Genomic DNA, 19,031 nt, shown 5'->3' on the forward strand with positions numbered 1-19,031 from the left:
AAGCGGGTTTGCCGCGTTGCTCAAAAGGCAGCACGATAAACTCACGAAATCACTAAGTCGCCAACTCACTTCCCCTGCAAACGCGCCAACACCTCTTCGGTGCTGTAGCCGTTGACGTTAAACTCTTGAAAGCCAAAATAGCGCACTGCTTCCTGCAAGGTGGCTAGGTCGGCGCTGAGCAAAGCCGGGGCCGTGAAGGTGCTGTCTTCCTCGTCAACGTGGTTGATGAGGCGCGCGAAAGCGCTGAACTGCTCAGGCGTAGCATACATCAACGTGGCTTCTTCCGGCGACGAAAACAGCACCGACAAAGTACCTTCTGGGTGCGCGGCGGCTAGCTCCGGCTGCTCTGCCTGCGGCAGCAGCCGCACAAACGACTCCAGAATCAGCTGGTTGGTGTGCGGACCCAGCAACACCACGGCGGCCCGCTTCAGCTTCCGCTCGCGGCGCTCGAAGTGCATGGCCGTGGCGAGACGCAACACTTCGGAAGAATAAGTAGCGCGGGTTGTGTCAAAGTCACGGCTGCGTAGCAAACGCTTAGGGTTGAAGCTAAACTGCTCCTGCTGGTTCTGAAAGCGGTTGGTGCCCACCACCACCTGCTCGCCGGTGGCAATGCGGCGGAACTGCTTTTGGGCGGCCTCGTGCACCTCCTGCGCTACCAAAGTTGCTGCCGTTGGCAATCCACCCGCCGCTTCCACGTGCTGAAATAACGACCAGCTCTGCTGCGCTAGCTCGTCGGTGAGCGTTTCTAGGTAGTAGGAGCCCGCAGCAGGATCGGCCACGCGGTTCAGCCCAGCTTCCTCGCGCAGCACGATGGATAAGTTGCGGGCAATGCGTGCCGAAAACTCATTCGACGGGGCATACAAGCTGTCGAACGTGCCGACGCTCACGGCATCGGCACCACCAAGCACCGCCGCCATGGTTTCGGTGGTAGCGCGCAGCAGGTTGGTGTGTGGGTCCAGCGTAGTCTGCGACCAAGTAGCCGTGCTAGCGAAAATGGGTAGTATTGTTGTAGTGGGCAAGGCGTAGGCGTGCAGCAGCGTAGCCCACAGGCGGCGGAGCGCCCGGAGCTTGGCTAGCTCCATAAAGTAGTTGGGGTTGATGGCTAGGTGCACTTGCATGGCCGCCGCCACATCGGCGAGGGGCAGGTCCTCGGTTGGTAGCTCACTTAGGTAAGTCGCCGCCGTACTGAGCGCGAAAGCCAACTGCTGAATTGCCGTTGCTCCAGTATTCCCAAACCGTTCGGTGTGCAGCGACAACCCCCGAAACGCTGGCATGGCGCGGGTGAGTTGTAGCACGTGGCGTAGCTCGCCAAACTGGCTAGCTAAGTTGTGGGTGTGGTTGGTAACAGGGTCGTACTGAAGAAAGCCGCGCAGCGTATCTGCTCCCGTACCAAGCAGGCGCTGCACCAAGTTAAGCCCCGAATTTTGCACGGAATAGCCGATGTACGTCGTAGCCAAAGGCAAGCACTTACTTAGATATTCTACGTCGAACACCCGCGCATCCGAGAGCACGAAGTGAATGCCATCGGCGCCGCGTGCTAGGGCACTAGCTGCTCGATCGATAGCGCCGTGACCTAGGTCGGCGGCGGCAATGTGGTAAGTTGGCACGTTCAGCCACTGCGGAGGCACTGCGCCTGGGAGTTGTGGCGCTGGTAGCGGGCCGAGTTTGGCCAAGTCCTCTTGGTGGTAAAAAGGCTGAATAATAAGCCCTTCGGGCGTTTGCCACGCCAGCGAAGCTAAGTCCGCGCCTTTTAAATCGCGACGAATACGCTCTTGCCAGGCGGCTGTACTTAGGGGAGCAAACTCGGAAAAAGAAACCGGGGTGGGACGGAGCGTATCGGTCATAAAGGAAGCGGAAAAGGTAGCCGTTCATACGCAGCAGCTAGGTCCTAAAGATACCGATTGGGTTCAGAACCCAGTGAAAAACGCGGTTGGTTCCTATGCAGCGCTGCCGTAGCTTTGCGGGTTGATTTTGAAAATCATATAATAATATTTAAAGATATTAACCAGCCCTTTGACTTATGCGTAAGCTTCTTTTATTCGCCGGTTCCTTCGTTCTTTTTTCCTCTGCTGCCTGGGCCCAAGCCGACTTCCGGCCGGGTTATATCGTGCAGCCAAGCGGCGACACATTGCGCGGACAAGTCGACTATCGGGGCGCCCAACGGAGCGCTCGGCTCACGCGCTTCCGAGCAACTACTGAAGGCTCCGTAACCGATTACACCCCCGCACAGCTACGGGGCTATGGCTTTGCTAGCGGTAAGCATTATCAAACCGAACTGGCAACGCTAGCGAGTGCCGCGCCGGAACCTTTCTTCCTCGAAGCCATTGTGCTAGGTCCCGCCAGCCTGCTTGCGCTGCGCGGCAAGGACGATGCCGAGCACTTGTACTTGCGTAAAGGAACTCAGTCTTTGCAAGAGTTGATACAGCGCACCGAGGAAACGGTTGTGAACGATACGCGTTACTTGCACAACACAAATGAATTTCAACGCACGCTGGCAGCTAGCATGCAAGACTGCCCTGTGGTGCTGACTAGCTTGGCTAAACTTCGGTACAGTGTCGGGAGCCTCGCTACCGTTGTGCGGCAATACAACGCTTGCGTGGGCACAGACCGCACTACCGTCAGCAGCCCCGTCGAAAAGAACCCCTTTCAGTTCATGCTGATAGTAGGAGGGCAGACCAGTAGATTAGACATCAGACGACTAAACGCAGAAAATGGTGGCAACAGCATTCGTGGAAAAGCACAACCTACGATCGGTATAGCTGCCCACGTTGCGCTTGCACGCTTGAACCCGCACTTGGCCGTGCGGCTAGAGGCGCTGTATAGCCCGCTCGTCGTTTATAAAACGGAATACGACTACAAGGCTGCCACCGACGTGTACACGACGCATTATCAAATGGAAGTCAAGCAAAGCAGCATTCGTATACCGGTGTTGTTGCGGTACACCTTTCCCTCCAAACGGGTACAGCCGTTCATACAAGCTGGCGTTAGCGGAAATATTCTGCTCCAACTCAAAAACCAAGAGCGCACTCGCTTCGCCGACCGCCCGGCCTTCCCGGAGTACACGGCCTGGCGCCCGATTGTGGAAAAGCCCCGCCAATTCGAACAAGGACTGTTGGGAGGACTTGGGTTGAACTTCGCACAAGCCAGCGGCCGAAACTTGTCGGCTGAAGTGCGGTATGAGCGCACCAATGGATTTAGTGATAATGCAGGCACGCCCACCAGCATGCGCTTCTATTCGGTGCTGCTGAGTTACAGCCTGGCGAAGTAGGTAAGATGCACTGTGTGGCCTACGTCTTGGCAAAGCAATAAGCAAGGCGATACCAAGTTCATTTTTTGGCTATTCCAGCGTCACCTGAACTAATCAACTGCAGGGCGACGTATCTTTGTGGTTCCGCATTCGTTTTTCTTGCCCACCCATGTCTTTTCTTTCGTCTCGTGTAGCTGCTTTTAGTTTATTGGCGGCTGTGGCGTTGGCGCCGGGTTGCCAACGTGCTGTTTATCAAGCGAAGCCCCAACTAGCGCCCGTTACTGCCCAGCCCGTTGGGAAAGCGCTACCAGAAGATGCTCAGGTTGCCGCGGTTATCACACCCTATCGCCAGCGCGTAACGCAGCAGATGAGCGAAGTACTGGGCTCTGCGCCGGTGCCGCTTACCAAAAATCCTGGTGAGTCGCCCCTAGGCAACTTCGTCGCCGACTTACAACGGCAGCGTGCTGCCGCCGCACTACGCGAGCCCATCGACGTGGGCGTAGTCACCAACGGAGGCCTGCGCACGTCTTTGCCCGCTGGCGCCATCACCCTAGGCTCGGTGTTTGAACTGATGCCTTTCGAGAACGAATTAGTGGTGCTCGATACGCCTGGTCCTGTGATGCAGCAGCTGTTCGAGTATGCTGCTCGCATCAAAATGGCGCTTTCCAATGTTACCTATACCGTAGATGCCGCTGGGAAGCCTGCAAATATTCGGATTGGTGGGCAGCCTTTCAACCCCGCCAAAACCTACACCGTCGCCATTTCGGATTACCTAGCCGGTGGCGGCGACAATATGATCTTTTTTAAAGCGTTGAAGCCGCGCGATACAGGGGTGCTTCTGCGTACGGCCATCGCCGATAAGATCAGGCAACTGAACAAAGAAGGCCAGTCCATAACTGCTAAAGTAGAAGGAAGAGTGAAAGTCATTTGACAGGTACTGCCTACTAGTTGCCAGCTAACGTCGTACACGCCTAGGGCTAGGCGGACAGCCGCTGGGTAAAGGCTCACTGAGCAGGTAGCAACTAGTAGAGGGTAAGTAATGACTGAAAACTAGTAGCTGTCAATTGCTAATTGTTAACTGAGAACATGAATCGCCGCGATTTTCTGAAGAACTCTACGTTTGGTGCAGCTAGCTTGAGCTTGCTGGGCGTAAGCTTGCCCGCTGTGGCCGCCAGCGAGGCCAAGCTGGTTATTCTGCACACCAACGACATGCACTCCCGCATCGACCCGTTTCCGGAGAGCGATAAGCAGTGGGGTGGTCTGGGGGGCATGGCGCGTCGGGCAGCGATGATTACGCAAATTCGGAAGCAGGAGCCCCACGTATTGCTTCTCGACTCGGGCGACATTTGGCAGGGTACGCCCTATTTCAACTTCTTTGGGGGCGAACTAGAGTATAAGCTCATGAGTCAAATGGGCTACGACGCAACTACCTTCGGCAACCACGATTTCGACAACGGCTTGGAGGGCTTGCAAAAGCAGTTGCCCAACGCGGGCTTTCCTTTTCTTATTGCCAACTACGATTTCTCAAAAACGCCGTTGGCTGGGCGCTTTCAGCCGTACAAAGTGTTTGAAAAAGCAGGGCACCGGATCGGCGTTTTCGGCCTCGGCATTGAACTCAGCGGCTTGGTAGCCGACAAAAACTTTGGTGCTACCCAGTACCTGGATCCTGTCGGGAAGGCACAAGAAATGGTGACTCAGTTACGCGGCCCCGAGCGGTGTGATATGGTAATTTGCTTGTCGCACCTAGGGTACAAATACGAGAGCGCGAAAATTGACGACCGGAAGCTCGCGGCGCAAGTCAACGGCATCGACCTGATTTTGGGCGGGCATACGCACACATTTATGGACGCGCCTGAGCCTATTCAGAGCCCCAACGGTCGAGCTACTCTTATCAATCAAGTTGGCTGGTCGGGGATTAACCTAGGTCGGTTGGATTATACGTTTGCGCGCGGGACACGCCAGCCGACTGTGGCAATGGCTGCTGTGCTGCCCGTGCAATTAGCTTGAAAAACGCAAGCAATTGGCGGTTTTTTTCTCTCCTGACTTTTCCACATTTTTGTCTCCCCTTGTCAAAATCGGGTCCTAACGAGCCCGTACCTGTGCCCTCTCTTTTCCACCTTGCACCTGCTGCTTTTGCTATAACTAATTGATGCTGAAGGACTGCCGAATCGTATGGGCCAATTGCCTTCGTGTCATCAAGGCAAACGTGGGGGAGCAGAGCTTCCGGACGTGGTTTGAACCCATCGTTCCGGTTCAGCTCCACAATAATGTGCTCATCATTCAGGTGCCTAGCCAATTTTTTTATGAATGGCTGGAGGAGCACTATGTGGATGTCCTGAAGAAGAGTATTTACCAGGAACTGGGGGTGGAAGGGCGCCTCGAATACAGCATCGTGGTCGACCAGGGCAATAGCCAGAACAAGCCGCGCACCGTCAACATCCCGACGGCCAGAAAAGCGGCTGCGCCTTCGCAGCCGGCCACGGATGCCGCGATGGTAGCAGCCGGCGCCATGACAGCTTCGGCGCGCAACGTGGCCGCCGCAGCTAGTGCCCCCGTACCCTCTGACACCTTGCGCAATCCGTTCGAGGCTACCAAGGGTATCGACCGCAACTACCTGCAGTCGCAACTCAACGGTACGTATTCGTTCGATAACTACGTGGAAGGCAGCTGCAACCGGCTAGCACGCTCAGCAGGCCTTGCCGTGGCAAATAAACCGGGCACGACAAGCTTCAACCCGCTGATGATTTATGGCGGGGTGGGGCTCGGCAAAACGCACTTGGTACAAGCCATCGGCAACCATATCAAGGCAACCACGCCCGATAAGTTTGTGCTGTACGTGTCAGCCGAGAAATTCACAAACCAGTTTATCGAAAGCTTGCGCAACAACGGGGTGCAGGACTTCGCCAACTTCTATTTGTTGGTCGATATTCTGATTCTGGACGATGTGCAGTTTCTGGCCGGCAAGGACAAGACGCAGGAGATGTTTTTCCATATCTTCAACCACTTGCACCAGGCTGGCCGGCAGATCGTGATGACTTCCGACCGGCCGCCCCGCGACCTGAATGGCCTAGAAGACCGTCTGCTTTCGCGCTTTAAGTGGGGGCTGACCACCGACCTGCAAAGCCCAGACTTCGAGACGCGCATGGCCATCATCCAGAACAAGATGGAGCAGGATGGTATCGATATTCCGCCGCAGGTGGTAGAGTACCTAGCCCATTCGGTGCACACCAACGTGCGCGAGCTAGAAGGGGTACTCATTTCGCTGGTAGCCCAAAGCAGCCTCAACCGCCGCGAAATTGACTTGGAAATGGCCAAGCAAGCGCTGCGGCACATCATTGAAGAAGTGGAGGCCGAAGTAAACCTCGACTTTATTCAGAAGACGGTAGCCGAATACTTCGGCGTCCCACTCGACTTGATGAAGGCCAAGACGCGCAAGAAAGAAGTAGTGACGGCGCGGCAGGTGGCTATGTACTTTGCTAAGGAACACACCAGCCATTCGCTCAAAAGCATTGGTCACAACTTTGGCGGCCGCGACCACAGCACCGTTATTCATTCTGTGCAAACGGTATCGGATCTGATTGACAGCGATAAGAGCTTCCGCAGCACTATTCAGGAGCTCCGCAAGAAGTTCGCCGGCAAATAAATAGCCCGTGGCGCGAAGCCAGCGCTTCGTAGTTGTATATATAACCTAGGTTCGACCAACAAAAAAGCCCGCAGCTAGCGGGCTTTTTTGTTGGTCGAACCTAAGTTATGCGGGCGGTTGAGCATCATGCAAGGCAATGTTGTTTTTGCTGGCAAAAGTCCGGACTTGCTCACGCAGGATGCGCTTGCGGCGGGTACCTTTTACCTCGCGCAAGCTCAGCGCATAAATTTCGCCGTTCTTTAAATTGACGCGTAGCTGCTGAGGAACAAATTCTAGCAGTGCAATATCTTCCACGGGAAACACCTGCTTGGGGCGAAACAAGCCATTCTTGTGCACGATGTAGCCGGGCGTAAACTCCAGATAGCTCTGCGTACCGAAAATGGGCGCATTGTGCACGAGCACGTAGCCGACGTAAACAAAACTGAAAACGAGGAAGACATAGTGCAAAAAATGGTAGTCATTCAGCCCGGAGTCGGACCAGATCAGGAAGATCGTATAGATAATCCACAGACTTCCGATGAAGAGTTGTCCCCAAAACGGGATGCGCGCCGTGTTGGCCGGTTGAAGACGAATGCGCGTAAAAGCTGAGGCCATAGAGGCGGAAAACGGTGGGATAGAAAGAGTTGCCAGCAATCAGGTACGAGTAGTTCTACCGTATTGCTTGGCCAAAACTACAACTGACAGCTGGCAACTCATAGCTAGCTCCTAGATTACTTCAGGGTAGCCGAGGCTAGCTCCATTTCGGGTACTGCCTTCAGTAGGGCTGAAATTGGGCAGTTTTCTTTCGCCGTTTCGGCGTACTGCTGAAACTCTTCCTGCGATATTCCTTCTACTTCGCCTTCCGTGGTGAGGGTGATTTTCACCACCTTCGGCACTTCACCCGAAGTATCTAGGCTAACCTTCGACTCGGTCCGGATTTGCTTTACCTGCTTGCCGTCCTTGGTCAAGATGCTGGTCAGGAACATGGTGTAGCAGCCAGCATGTGCCGCGCCGATCAACTCCTCGGGATTGGTGCCTTTTTGGCCTTCAAAACGAGCCCCAACAGAGTAAGGAGCGCTAACTGTCCCGCTTTGCGTGGTGATGTTGCCACTGCCTTTGATGTCGCCGTTCCAAACGGCATTGCCACGTTGGTTAATCATGGTGAGAGTAACTGAGTAGGTGAGTGATTGAGTAAGGCATACGCACGAAGCCCGCTGAAAGATAGGAACTCGACCATGATTTGCTAAAACGGAGCCTACCTTTGTCGGAAATGCGTTTTTTGCGTAGTAAGCCGCAGCTGCCGCTACGTACCGCGACCTAGGTCGGCGGTAGTGATACTTTCTTATTCAATTACTCCTTTCCTCAAATCTATGGGTCTGAAATCGGTCTTGAGCCGTCCGGTGGCGGCCCTGGTGCACGGCCAGTACCAGCAGTGGTTGCGGCAGCCCGTGGCTACCCAGCAGCGCGTGTTAACTGATCTGCTGGCTCAGGGCGCCCACACAGCCTTCGGGCGCGACCATGATTTTGGGGCTATAGCGACGGCCTCGGACCTAGCGCGCCACGTGCCCGTGCGCGATTATGAGGCGCTGTATCCCTACATCAACCGGGTGAAACAAGGGGAGGCCAACGTGCTCTGGCCCGGTCGGCCACTGTACCTAGCCAAGACGTCGGGTACCACCTCCGGGGCAAAATATATTCCTCTCACAAAAGCTAGCATACCCAACCACATCAACGGTGCGCGCGACGCGCTGCTGCACTACATCTACCGCACTGGGCGGGGCCAGTTTCTGGATGGCAAGCTGATGTTCTTGTCAGGGAGTCCGGAGCTGGAACAAGTCAACGGCGTGCACACCGGGCGTTTGTCGGGCATTGTGAACCACCACATACCAGCGTACCTACGCCGCAACCAGCTACCCAGCTATCCGACCAACACTATTGAGGACTGGGAAACCAAGCTCGACCGTATCGTGGAGGAAACTCTAGACCAGCGCATGACGCTGATTTCGGGCATTCCGCCGTGGGTGCAGATGTACTTCGACCGCATCGTGCAGCGCACTGGCCGAGCGGTGAAGGATGTGTTTCCCGACTTCAACTTGTTCGTATACGGGGGCGTCAACTTCGAGCCCTACCGCAAAAAACTGTTCGACACCATTGGTCGGCCGGTGGATAGCATCGAGACGTTTCCGGCTTCCGAGGGCTTTATTGCTTTTCAGGACGAACCTGGCAACCCGGGCTTGTTGCTGCTGCTCAATGCAGGCATCTTCTATGAGTTTATTCCCGCTGAGCGGTTCTTCGAGCCTAACCCACCTAGGCTTACCATCGCCGACGTAGAGCTGGACAAGCAGTACGCCCTAGTGCTCAATACCAATGCCGGCCTTTGGGGCTACAGCCTCGGCGACACGGTGCGCTTTGTAAGCAAAAATCCGTATCGCGTGGTGGTGAGTGGCCGCATCAAACACTTTCTCTCAGCTTTTGGGGAGCATGTAATTGGCGAGGAAGTAGAGCAAACGCTCCGGGAAGCCATGGCGCAGTTCTCGGAGGTAGATGTGGTTGAGTTCACTGTGGCACCCCGCGTAAGCAACAACCCCGCTGAACCGTCGCAACACGAGTGGCTAGTCGAATTTGCCACGCCGCCCCGAGATGCGCCTGCTTTTGCCGCAGCACTGGACGCCGGTTTGCGTCGCCGCAACGTGTACTACGATGATTTGCTGAGCGGTAACATCTTAGCGCCATTGCGGCTCACGGCCCTGCCAGCAGGAGCTTTTCAACGCTATATGAAAAGCTTAGGCAAGCTAGGTGGGCAGAACAAGGTACCTAGGTTAAGCAATGACCGGAAGGTGGCAGAGGGGTTGCTAGGATAATTACCATGCATTGTATTAGGACATTTGCGCGAAGCCACGGCCCGATCTACGAAACACCCACCTAGCTTTGGTATTGACTGGCTCATCGACGATTCTGAAGGCGTACGATTAGAGGCAGCCCAGCATGGCTTCTCTATGCTAGTCGTGCAACCTGAAGATGCTCATTGGGTGCTAAAAAGTAATTACCACGCTCGTGCCTCACCAACGAACCTAGGATGATAAAAAATACCCTCCATGCTGCCTGTCTTACCTTCGTGCAGCAGCGCATCGACGCGGCGCAGCAGGCCATGCAAGCCGCCCAAGAGTCAGCCAATAACGAAACCAAAAGCAGCGCTGGCGACAAATACGAGACCGGTCGCGCCATGGCCCAAGAGGAGCGCAACCGCAATGCCGTGCAGCTGAAGGAAGCCTTGCATCTCCAAGCCGAGCTAACTCGCATCGAGCCTGATAGGCCCTGCGATACAGTACGCGTTGGTGCCTTGGTACAAACCAGCCTAGGCTCGTTCTACGTGAGTATCAGCGCGGGTAAGCTGACGGTTGAGGGGCAGGAATTCTTTGCTATTTCGCCGGCCGCTCCTATTGCCGTTGCCTTGCAGGGTAAGCGGGCTGGGGAGGAAGCGCTGTTCAACGGCAAGAAAATCCGCATCGTGGAAGTACGATAAAGGCTAGCTTTGCCACGAGGCGTTATCACTGGCCGCGCCACCGCCTAACCATCCTTCCCGAACGTGCTCATGAAAAAAGGAGTTTTGCTCGTTGCACTGTTAGTCGCCAGCCTGGCTGCCACCGCCCAGACGCAGGCGGCAATGAATGCCAAAACCTGCGGCGAGTACCGCAAAGCCGACCAACAACTCAATCAACTTTACCAACAAGTCTTGAAGCTGTACGCCAAGGATGCGGTATTTTTAAAGGCTTTCAAAGCGTCGCAAGTAGCTTGGCTAAAGTTTCGGGATGCGCAAACCGAGGCGCTCTTTCCCAAGCAGCCCACTGAAGTGAAGCAAGTAACGTATGGCTCAGTTTACTCCCTCTGCAATTGTCAGTCACTAACTAGCCTGACAAATGATCGGAATAAACAGTTAAAAGTTTGGGTAGTAGGAATCGAGGAAGGCGATGTCTGCTCGGGTTCTGTACGGAGGAAAGCACAATAAGCTAGCTTCGGCACGGGCATGTACTACCTTTGTTCGTGCAAGTTTGATTCTATGTTCTCTTCCCACCCCAAACGCGTCACGCTGCTTGGTTCCACCGGTTCTATTGGTACCCAAGCCCTCGACGTAATTCGCGCGCATCCTGGCCGCTTTACTGTTACGGCCCTTTCCGCGCAGTCCAATGCTAATCTGCTGGTGCAGCAGGCGCGCGAGTTTCAGCCCGCCGTGGTTGTCATCGGCGATGAAGCCAAGTACGTTACCGTGAAAAGCGCCCTCGCCGCTCAGCCAACCGAAGTGCTGGCCGGAGCCGCAGCCTTAGCCGACGTAGCCGGCCGCGACGATGCCGACGTGGTGCTCACGGCTATGGTGGGCTATGCGGGGCTGCTGCCCACGGTGCGCGCCATTCGAGCAGGCAAAACCATCGCGCTGGCCAATAAAGAAACCTTGGTAGTAGCCGGTCAGCTCATTACGCAGCTCGTGAAAGAACACGGCGTAGGCTTATACCCCGTCGACTCGGAGCACTCCGCTATCTTTCAATGCTTAGTAGGGGAGGAACGCAACCCGATTGAAAAGATTATTCTAACGGCTTCCGGCGGTCCATTCCGCGGGCGCACCGCCGAGCAGCTAGCTACGGTTACCAAAGCGCAAGCCTTGAAACATCCCAACTGGGATATGGGCGCCAAAATCACTATCGATTCGGCTTCGCTCATGAACAAGGGCCTAGAAGTAATTGAGGCTAAGTGGTTGTTCAACCTGACGGACGAGCAGATCGACGTAGTGGTGCACCCACAAAGTATCATTCACTCGCTAGTGCAGTTTGAAGATGGTTCCCTCAAAGCGCAGCTAGGGCTGCCCGATATGAAGCTGCCGATCCAATACGCCCTAGGCTTTCCGGAGCGGTTGCCGTCGAGCTTCCCGCGCTTTTCCTTCCTCGATTATCCGCAGCTCACCTTCGAGCAGCCCGACCGCACCACATTTCGCAACTTACCCCTAGCTTTTGAGGCTATGCGCCGGGGCGGCAATGCGCCTTGCATTCTCAACGCCGCCAATGAAATTGCCGTGGCCGGGTTCTTGCGCGATGAGCTAGGCTTCCTGCAAATGCCAGACCTAGTGGAAAGCTGCCTCACAAAGGTTTCGTACCTTGCCAACCCTTCACTCGACGACTATGTGCTCACCGACCAGGAAACTCGGCGGGTGGCGCAAGAACTAGTCAAGCAGCTGTAGGTGTTGTTACAAAAGCTAGCCCAAAGCCTCATGCCGAAGTACCGCGCATGACAGTCACATTTTACATTACTAAACTCTTTCCCTTCTCCTCTTGGAAATTCTCATCATGGCCGGCCAGATGTTGCTTGGCCTTTCCATCTTGGTGGGCTTGCACGAATTCGGGCACTTTGCCACTGCCAAGTACTTTAAGATTCGCGTCGATAAGTTCTATATCTTCTTCGATTTTCTGTTTCCACTGCCGGGTGTTGCCAACTTCGCTTTGTTCAAGAAGAAGGTTGGAGAAACCGAATACGGCCTAGGTTGGTTTCCGCTGGGTGGCTACGTCGCCATCCACGGCATGATCGACGAAACCCAGGATGCTGACTCGCTAGCGGCTGAGCCCGCCCCCAATGAATTTCGTGCGAAGCCAGCCTGGCAGCGCCTCATCGTAATGCTCGGTGGCATCATCATGAACGTAATTACGGGCATTGTCATCTTCTCGGCCCTCACGTTCAAGTATGGCGAAAGTTACCTGCCCGCTTCGGAGGTTCGCTTTGGGGTGGTGCCTAATAAGCTAGGAGAGCAAATCGGCTTTCGCACGGGCGACAAGATCGTGAAGATTAATGGACGACCTTTCACAGAGTTCAACGACGTGTATGGCGCCGATGTCGTGCTCGGCAGCCACAGCTACTATACCGTCGACCGCAATGGTCAGCTGCTAGATATTCCGGTGCCATCTGATTTCATGGATCGGCTCTCCGACCAGGATCAGGCCGCCTTTGTAGTGCCCCTCGACCCATTTGTGGTAGACGAAGTAGTTGCCGGCGGACCCGCCTCCAAGGCCGGGCTGCAAACGGGCGACCGGATCACGCAAGTAGGCAAGCAGAAAATTCAATTCTTTCCTGAGCTACAGCAAGCTCTGAAAGCCAACGCCAGTAAGCCAACGCCGCTGGTAGTAGAGCGCAGTGGCGCGCCCGTAACGCTCACCGTGAACGTGGACGAAGATGGCAAAGTAGGCTTCCGGCCGAAGTCGTTGCTGAACTATGCTACGCGCAACTATAGCCTGGCCGAAGCAGTGCCCGCGGGTGCAAAGCAAGCCTTCGGGGTGGTTGGGACTCAGGTGAAAGCCTTTGGCAAGATCTTCCGTGGCGAAGCTTCAGCGCGTAAGTCGCTAGGGGGCCCCATGGCTATTGCCCAGCAATACGGTGGCAAGTGGGACTGGATCCGGTTCTGGACGCTGACGGGCATGCTCTCGATGGTGCTAGCCTTCATGAACCTGCTCCCCATTCCGGCCCTCGACGGCGGGCACGTATTGTTCTTGCTCTACGAGATGGTAGCTGGCCGCAAGCCGTCCGATAAGTTTTTGGAAAACGCCCAGAAGGTAGGGATGGTGTTGATTCTGAGCCTGATGGTCTTTGTGATTTTCAACGACTTGTTCAAATCCTTGTTTTAAACCAAGCTAGGTGCTTCGGCTCCCAAAGCGCCCCTCTCCGCGACGAGAGGGGCGCTTTGTGCTACTATCGTTTGCGCTATGCGTCGTTTTTCCTTGCTTATTACCGCCCTGTTCATCAGCCTGCTGGCGGCGGCCCACGCGTATCATGCTAGCATCATGGAGCTGCACTATAATGCTAGCAAGCAGCAACTAGAAGTATCGCTCAAAGTCTTTACCGATGACTTCGAAAAAGCCTTGTCTACGGGGCAACCTATCTCTATCAGCCTCGATCAATCGCCTAAGCCCCAGGTAACCGCTCTCGTAACCGCCTTGCTCCGACGATCCGTCGTGTTTGGTACGAAGCCCGGTGAGGCATTGCCAATCCAGTTCATAGGTATTCAAAAGGAAACTGATGCGCATTGGCTTTACTTCGCTGTGAAGCTCGCCAAGCCTGTAAACGGTATCTACCTGCGTCATTCATTGCTGGAAGACACCTTCCCCGACCAAATGAACATCGTAAATGTGGAGGCAAACGGCAAAAAGCAAAGTGCGCTTTTTAAGGATGGTGATGAAAGCCAAAAGCTAGCTTGGTAATCTAGCTAGCGCCTAGCTGCCTTACCACCCCGCACCACCATCAGCTGCTTTATCGCCCTCCGGTTTGATAAGTCGGAATTCCACGCGGCGGTTGATGCGGGCATCTTCCTCTGTTACTTCAGGTTTTAGCGGTTGTGTGCTGCCATAGCCCATGCTTTCGATGCGGTTGGGCTTGAGCTTGCCTTTCTGCTCTAAGTAACGGCGGATAGCTTCGGCTCGGTCCTGCGACAATTTCTCATTTACATCTGGGTCGCCATTGCTATCGGTGTGGCCCGAGATGCTGAGGCGGAAGCTTGGGTTCTCGCCTAGGAACAGGGCAATACGGTCGAGTGTACTGTGCATAGAGGGCAGAATGGTGGCTTTGCCCGCGTCGAACTCGATATTCTTGAAAATAAGCGGCAGTTTGTAGTCGATAGAGTTGCTCAGCAATTTCATCACCGTATCACCTTTCAAAACAAATTGCTTCTGGACGCTAAACGACTCGGGGCTCTGAATAAGCATCACGTAGTGCGAGCCTTCAATCAGGTCGAAGTCGAAGGAGCCATCGGGGCGCACGTACTTGCTGGCGACCTCGATGCCGTTGTCGGTGTCGATAATACTGACGGTGCCATTAAGTGGTTTGTTCGTCAAAGAATCCACCAAGCTGCCTTCCACGTGGGTGGTAGCGAGCGGCTGGGCTTCCATCGGCAACGGAAAGGAGTAAAGGTCTAGGTTCTTTATATCCTGCGCCTCCGAACGGGCGTAGTACAGATTTTTCGATTCCCCGTCGATTGTGAAGTAATACTCTGACCCCTTACCGTTCACGAGCGGTCCGATGTTGCGCGGTTCCTGCCACCGGCCCTGCACTCGGTACGTCTTATAGATATCGAAGTCGCCGTAGTTCAGCAGCTGCCCACGTGAGCTGAAGTACAGCACATTGTAGAGCGGGTGGAAATATGGGCTTACCTCACTCTCGCGCGTGTTCACTGCGGGCCCCATGTTTTCGGCGCGGGCCCACTGGCCATTCTTTTGCTTGTAAGTGTACCAAATATCCGACAGGCCAAACCCGCCGAGGCGGTCAGAAGCGAAATACAGGGTGTCTTCGCCCGGCGACAAAGTTGGTTGCGAATCCCAAGCTGCAGAATTCACTTGCGTACCTAGGCTCTTAGGCACCGACCACTGTCCTTCTTTGAAGGTCGAAACGAACAAGTCGCAGTTGCCGTGGCAGTTAGGGCATTCACACCGGGCAAAATAGAGGGTGTGGCCATCTTTCGTGATACACGCCGATCCTTCGTTGTAGGAGCTGTTGATGGGTTTGGGCAGGGGTTCCGCATCCGTCCACGAAACGCCTTCTTTGCGCGAGGTGTAGAGGTCTTCGTCTATCACGCCATTGATACCGCGCATCTTACGCTTGGACGAGAAGATGAACATACCCGCGTCGGAGTTGATCGTAGGGCCGTAATCTTCCGCTTTGGAGTTGATGGCATCCCCCATGCTCGTGTACACGCCTTTGGGTGGGCGAAACGCGGTGATGCTCTTCCGATATTCCACTAGATCGTAATACACCTTGAGGGGCACGTAAAAGTCAGCTGTCTTTTGCTCCAGCGAGTCATAGTATAGCTGTACCTTCGTTATATCTTGGCGGCGGTGCTTCAGGGCTAAGCGGAAGTAGGCTTTGGCCTTTTCCTCATTTCCGGTACGCTCCCAGAGCTGCCCTAGGCGCCAGAGCAGAGGCGTATCTTTGTAAAAGTTCTGAATGCCAAACTGACCTACGTATGCGGTTAGTAAATTGCGGGCTTGAACCCAATTGTGGCGTTTCTCCGCTTTTTGAATGGCTTTCAGATCTTTTTTGTTCTGATAATACGCAATGCGGTTTACGTTCGGGAAGTCAGGCGTAGCATCGGGGCGTAGCCGCAACCGCGTGCTGACTTTACCAGTAAGCTTACGCTGCTGCAGAGGAGCCTTAGGGCTAGGTCGCTGCGCATAAGTGCCAGCGGATGAGAGCAGAAGTAGAAAGAGCAGGAGCGAGCGTAACGAACGAAGCATAAAGTAGCATAGCACTAAAACTGACCCAAAAAATAAGACGGGCACCAAAAATAGCAGTTTTTTGATGCCTTTTGCCGTTCTCTAGTGGCTGTCGCGTTGGCCGTTGCTGATGCAATGCATGTGCCGCCTTGTCGGAGAAGAAAGCCAAAATTGAACTAAACTAGACGTGGCATAGCACTTGACAAACCTGTACTTTTCGGAAAACCGCTAACTCAAGCGTGTGCAGGGGTGTTGTCAAGCTGTCATTCTGACAACGTCGCCTTTTCGTAGTTCCCTACAAATGAGCCATAATCGCAATTCGCGTAAGCCTAGTCCCTTTTCTTCGTTGCTGATGGCCGATGATCCGTCGGAGATGGTGTCCATCGTCGCAACTGACCCCGATCAGCCCATGAGTGAGCAAGATGCGCCCGCCGAGCTGCCTTTGTTGCCAGTGCGCAACACGGTGCTTTTTCCCGGCGTCGTGTTGCCCGTCACGGTTACACGTAAGAAGAGTATCCGCTTGGTGCGTAAGGCTTACCGAGGCAATAAGATTGTGGGCGTCATTGCGCAGCGCAGCCAGAGCGATGACCCAGGCTTAGCGGATATCTACGAGGTAGGTACCATGGCGCGTATTCTGAAGCTGCTTGTGCTGCCCGATGGCAATACAACCATCATCATTCAGGGCCAAAGCCGTTTCAAGATTGAGGAAGCTACGCAGGATACACCCTTCCTGACGGCCCGCGTAAGCTACTTCCCCGAGACGTTTCCGAGCAAAAGCTCACAAGAGATAAAAGGGTTGGTGGCTTCGTTGAAAGATGCTGCCGTGAAGATGCTTAAGCTCAACCCGGAGATTCCGCAAGAAGCTCAAGTAGCACTCGATAACATTGATTCGCCGGCTTTCCTGACCCATTTCTTGTCCTCCAACATCAACGTAGAGGTAGGGCTAAAACAGAGGTTGCTGGAAATTAACGATGGCGTAGAGCGCGGCACTACGCTGTTAGAAATGATGCTGAAGGAGATTCAGCTGCTGGAAATCAAACACGAGATTCAGAACAAGGTCCACACCGACATTGACCAGCAGCAGCGCGACTACTTCTTGCGCCAGCAGATCAAGGTGCTACAGGACGAGCTAGGTTTCGATGGGCCCGATCAGGAAATAGAAAAATTACGGGCGCGAGCGAAGGCAAAGCATTGGCCGGAAGCCGTGGCCAAGCACTTTAACAAAGAGCTAGATAAGCTAGGTCGCATCAACCCGCAAGCCGCTGAATATCCGGTAAGCGTAAACTACGTGGAGTTTTTGCTCGATCTGCCGTGGGCCGAGTACACGAAGGATAACTTCAATCTGAAGCGCACCAAGAAGATACTAGACGCTGACCACTACGGCCTCGAGAAAGTAAAGGAGCGGATCATCGAATACCTCGCTGTGCTAAAGCTGAAGCAGGACATGAAGGCTCCCATTTTGTGCCTATATGGTCCGCCCGGTGTTGGCAAAACATCGTTAGGACGCTCGATTGCGCAATCATTGGGGCGCAAATACGTACGTATGTCATTGGGCGGCGTGCGCGACGAGGCTGAAATTCGGGGGCACCGCAAAACGTACGTCGGCGCGATGCCAGGTCGTATCATTTCGCAGATTAAGAAAGCGGGCGCCTCGAATCCCGTTATTGTGCTCGACGAGATTGATAAGATTGCCTCCGATTTCCGCGGCGACCCTAGCTCTGCCTTGCTCGAAGTGCTCGACCCAGAGCAAAACTCCACTTTCACCGACAACTACTTAGAGGTAGAATATGATTTGTCGAAGGTGCTGTTTATTGCTACTGCCAACTCCCTCGATACCATTCAGCCTGCCTTGCGCGACCGGATGGAAATTATTGATCTGACGGGCTATACGCTAGAGGAGAAAACACAGATTGCGAAGAAACACCTGTGGCCCAAACAGCTCACTGATCATGGGCTCACCTCGAAAGATGTGAGCATTACCACGACTGCTCTGCAACGTGTCATCGACGATTATACCCGTGAGTCGGGTGTGCGTAGTTTGGAGCGCAAGCTAGGAGCGGTGGCCCGCAACATTGCCAAGAGCAAGGCCATGAAGGAATCCTTCCCGGAAGTGCTCGAGCCCAAAGACATTGCCCGCATCCTAGGTGCTGCCACCTTCGACCGAGATTTGTATCAGGATAATGAAACGGCTGGTGTCGTGACGGGCTTGGCGTGGACTTCGGTCGGTGGGGACATTCTCTTTATAGAAAGCCTACTCAGCCGCGGCCGCGGCAAACTGACGCTCTCGGGCCAGCTAGGCGACGTGATGAAAGAATCAGCGGTAACGGCGTTATCGTATTTGCGCAGCCGCGCAGATTCGCTGGGGATTGATTACCGCCTTTTCGACCAGTACGATCTGCACATTCACTTTCCAGAAGGTGCCGTACCGAAGGACGGGCCGAGTGCGGGTATTGCCATTTTCACCAGCATTGCATCCATTTTCACCCAACGCAAAATTCGCAGTCACCTAGCAATGACGGGTGAAATTACCTTGCGTGGCAAAGTGCTGCCGGTAGGCGGGATTAAGGAGAAGATTTTAGCAGCTAAGCGCGCAGGTATTCGCAATGTCATTCTGTGCGAGAAGAACCGCAAAGACATCAACGAGATAACACCCGAGTATCTCAAAGACCTCACTATTCACTATGCCGACCGGGTAGATGATGTATTGCGGGTCGCGTTGCTGGAAGAGAAAGTAAGTAATCCTATGCCGCTTATTGTGCGCGACGAGCCGCTGTCGGCAGCGCCGGTACCTAGCGTGGAAGTAGCCTAAACAGAAGAACGGGGGTAAGGAGCACGTTTTGTTTCTTTACCCCCGGTTCTTTTATACAATAAAAAGTAGGTAGTCGCGTCTTATCTTCAGTTATTGGGAACTTCTATATACTAGGTC

General features: G+C 54.4%; 15 protein-coding genes. 11 read left to right on the forward strand and 4 right to left on the reverse strand.

Annotated features, from left to right (window positions below; all coding sequences use genetic code 11):
• Positions 1 to 65 precede the first annotated feature (65 nt).
• Positions 66 to 1,844 carry a methylmalonyl-CoA mutase family protein gene (locus tag BXP70_RS05735; protein ID WP_086593058.1) on the reverse strand — a complete coding sequence of 593 codons (1,779 nt, stop codon included), beginning with the start codon at positions 1,842 to 1,844 and terminating at the stop codon, positions 66 to 68.
• A gap of 176 nt (positions 1,845 to 2,020) precedes the next feature.
• On the opposite strand from BXP70_RS05735, the gene BXP70_RS05740 reads away from it, so the two are divergent.
• From BXP70_RS05740 to dnaA, 4 genes are all read left to right on the forward strand, one after another.
• On the forward strand, positions 2,021 to 3,268 hold the full coding sequence (locus BXP70_RS05740) for an outer membrane beta-barrel protein (protein WP_086593059.1): 1,248 nt from the start codon (positions 2,021 to 2,023) through the stop codon (positions 3,266 to 3,268).
• A 148-nt stretch (positions 3,269 to 3,416) separates the two neighbouring features.
• Positions 3,417 to 4,178: a 5'-nucleotidase C-terminal domain-containing protein gene (locus BXP70_RS05745; RefSeq protein ID WP_086593060.1), complete on the forward strand. Its 762-nt coding sequence runs from the start codon at positions 3,417 to 3,419 to the stop codon at positions 4,176 to 4,178.
• Positions 4,179 to 4,333: 155 nt separating this feature from the next.
• Positions 4,334 to 5,254 (forward strand): bifunctional metallophosphatase/5'-nucleotidase, encoded by a 921-nt coding sequence (locus BXP70_RS05750; protein ID WP_086593061.1) that lies wholly within the window; start codon positions 4,334 to 4,336, stop codon positions 5,252 to 5,254.
• 142 nt (positions 5,255 to 5,396) lie between these two features.
• Entirely contained in the window at positions 5,397 to 6,890 is a 1,494-nt protein-coding gene (gene dnaA / locus BXP70_RS05755; RefSeq protein WP_086593062.1) for a chromosomal replication initiator protein DnaA, read from the forward strand.
• A gap of 105 nt (positions 6,891 to 6,995) precedes the next feature.
• On the opposite strand, the gene BXP70_RS05760 is transcribed toward dnaA, so the two are convergent.
• Both BXP70_RS05760 and BXP70_RS05765 read right to left on the reverse strand, forming a co-directional pair.
• Positions 6,996 to 7,484, reverse strand: a complete 489-nt coding sequence (locus BXP70_RS05760) for a hypothetical protein (RefSeq protein WP_086593063.1) — start codon at positions 7,482 to 7,484, stop codon at positions 6,996 to 6,998.
• 116 nt (positions 7,485 to 7,600) lie between these two features.
• Positions 7,601 to 8,029 (reverse strand): OsmC family peroxiredoxin, encoded by a 429-nt coding sequence (locus BXP70_RS05765; protein WP_086593064.1) that lies wholly within the window; start codon positions 8,027 to 8,029, stop codon positions 7,601 to 7,603.
• Positions 8,030 to 8,239: 210 nt separating this feature from the next.
• On the opposite strand from BXP70_RS05765, the gene BXP70_RS05770 reads away from it, so the two are divergent.
• The 6 genes from BXP70_RS05770 (at position 8,240) to BXP70_RS05795 (ending at position 14,101) form a co-directional block, all read left to right on the forward strand.
• On the forward strand, positions 8,240 to 9,730 hold the full coding sequence (locus tag BXP70_RS05770; protein ID WP_086593065.1) for a GH3 auxin-responsive promoter family protein: 1,491 nt from the start codon (positions 8,240 to 8,242) through the stop codon (positions 9,728 to 9,730).
• A 215-nt stretch (positions 9,731 to 9,945) separates the two neighbouring features.
• Entirely contained in the window at positions 9,946 to 10,392 is a 447-nt protein-coding gene (locus BXP70_RS05775) for a 3-oxoacyl-ACP synthase (RefSeq protein WP_086593066.1), read from the forward strand.
• 69 nt (positions 10,393 to 10,461) lie between these two features.
• Complete coding sequence (locus BXP70_RS05780; RefSeq protein ID WP_086593067.1) at positions 10,462 to 10,875, forward strand: lysozyme inhibitor LprI family protein; 414 nt, start codon at positions 10,462 to 10,464, stop codon at positions 10,873 to 10,875.
• Between the two features lie 51 nt (positions 10,876 to 10,926).
• The gene (locus tag BXP70_RS05785) at positions 10,927 to 12,096 is read left to right on the forward strand and encodes a 1-deoxy-D-xylulose-5-phosphate reductoisomerase (protein WP_086593068.1); all 1,170 of its coding nucleotides are present in this window, start codon (positions 10,927 to 10,929) and stop codon (positions 12,094 to 12,096) included.
• Between the two features lie 91 nt (positions 12,097 to 12,187).
• Positions 12,188 to 13,528, forward strand: a complete 1,341-nt coding sequence (gene rseP / locus BXP70_RS05790; RefSeq protein WP_086593069.1) for an RIP metalloprotease RseP — start codon at positions 12,188 to 12,190, stop codon at positions 13,526 to 13,528.
• 78 nt (positions 13,529 to 13,606) lie between these two features.
• On the forward strand, positions 13,607 to 14,101 hold the full coding sequence (locus BXP70_RS05795; protein WP_086593070.1) for a DUF6702 family protein: 495 nt from the start codon (positions 13,607 to 13,609) through the stop codon (positions 14,099 to 14,101).
• A 21-nt stretch (positions 14,102 to 14,122) separates the two neighbouring features.
• On the opposite strand, the gene BXP70_RS05800 is transcribed toward BXP70_RS05795, so the two are convergent.
• Positions 14,123 to 16,126, reverse strand: coding sequence for an OmpA family protein (locus tag BXP70_RS05800; RefSeq protein WP_086593071.1), 2,004 nt, complete (start codon positions 16,124 to 16,126; stop codon positions 14,123 to 14,125).
• Positions 16,127 to 16,406: 280 nt separating this feature from the next.
• Here BXP70_RS05800 and lon point away from each other — a divergent pair, with 280 nt between their 5' ends.
• Entirely contained in the window at positions 16,407 to 18,914 is a 2,508-nt protein-coding gene (gene lon / locus BXP70_RS05805; protein WP_245849516.1) for an endopeptidase La, read from the forward strand.
• The last annotated feature ends 117 nt before the right edge of the window (positions 18,915 to 19,031 follow it).

Origin of the sequence: Hymenobacter crusticola (assembly GCF_002154225.1) — a bacterium.
In the GTDB taxonomy this organism is placed as follows: Bacteria; Bacteroidota; Bacteroidia; order Cytophagales; family Hymenobacteraceae; genus Hymenobacter; species Hymenobacter crusticola.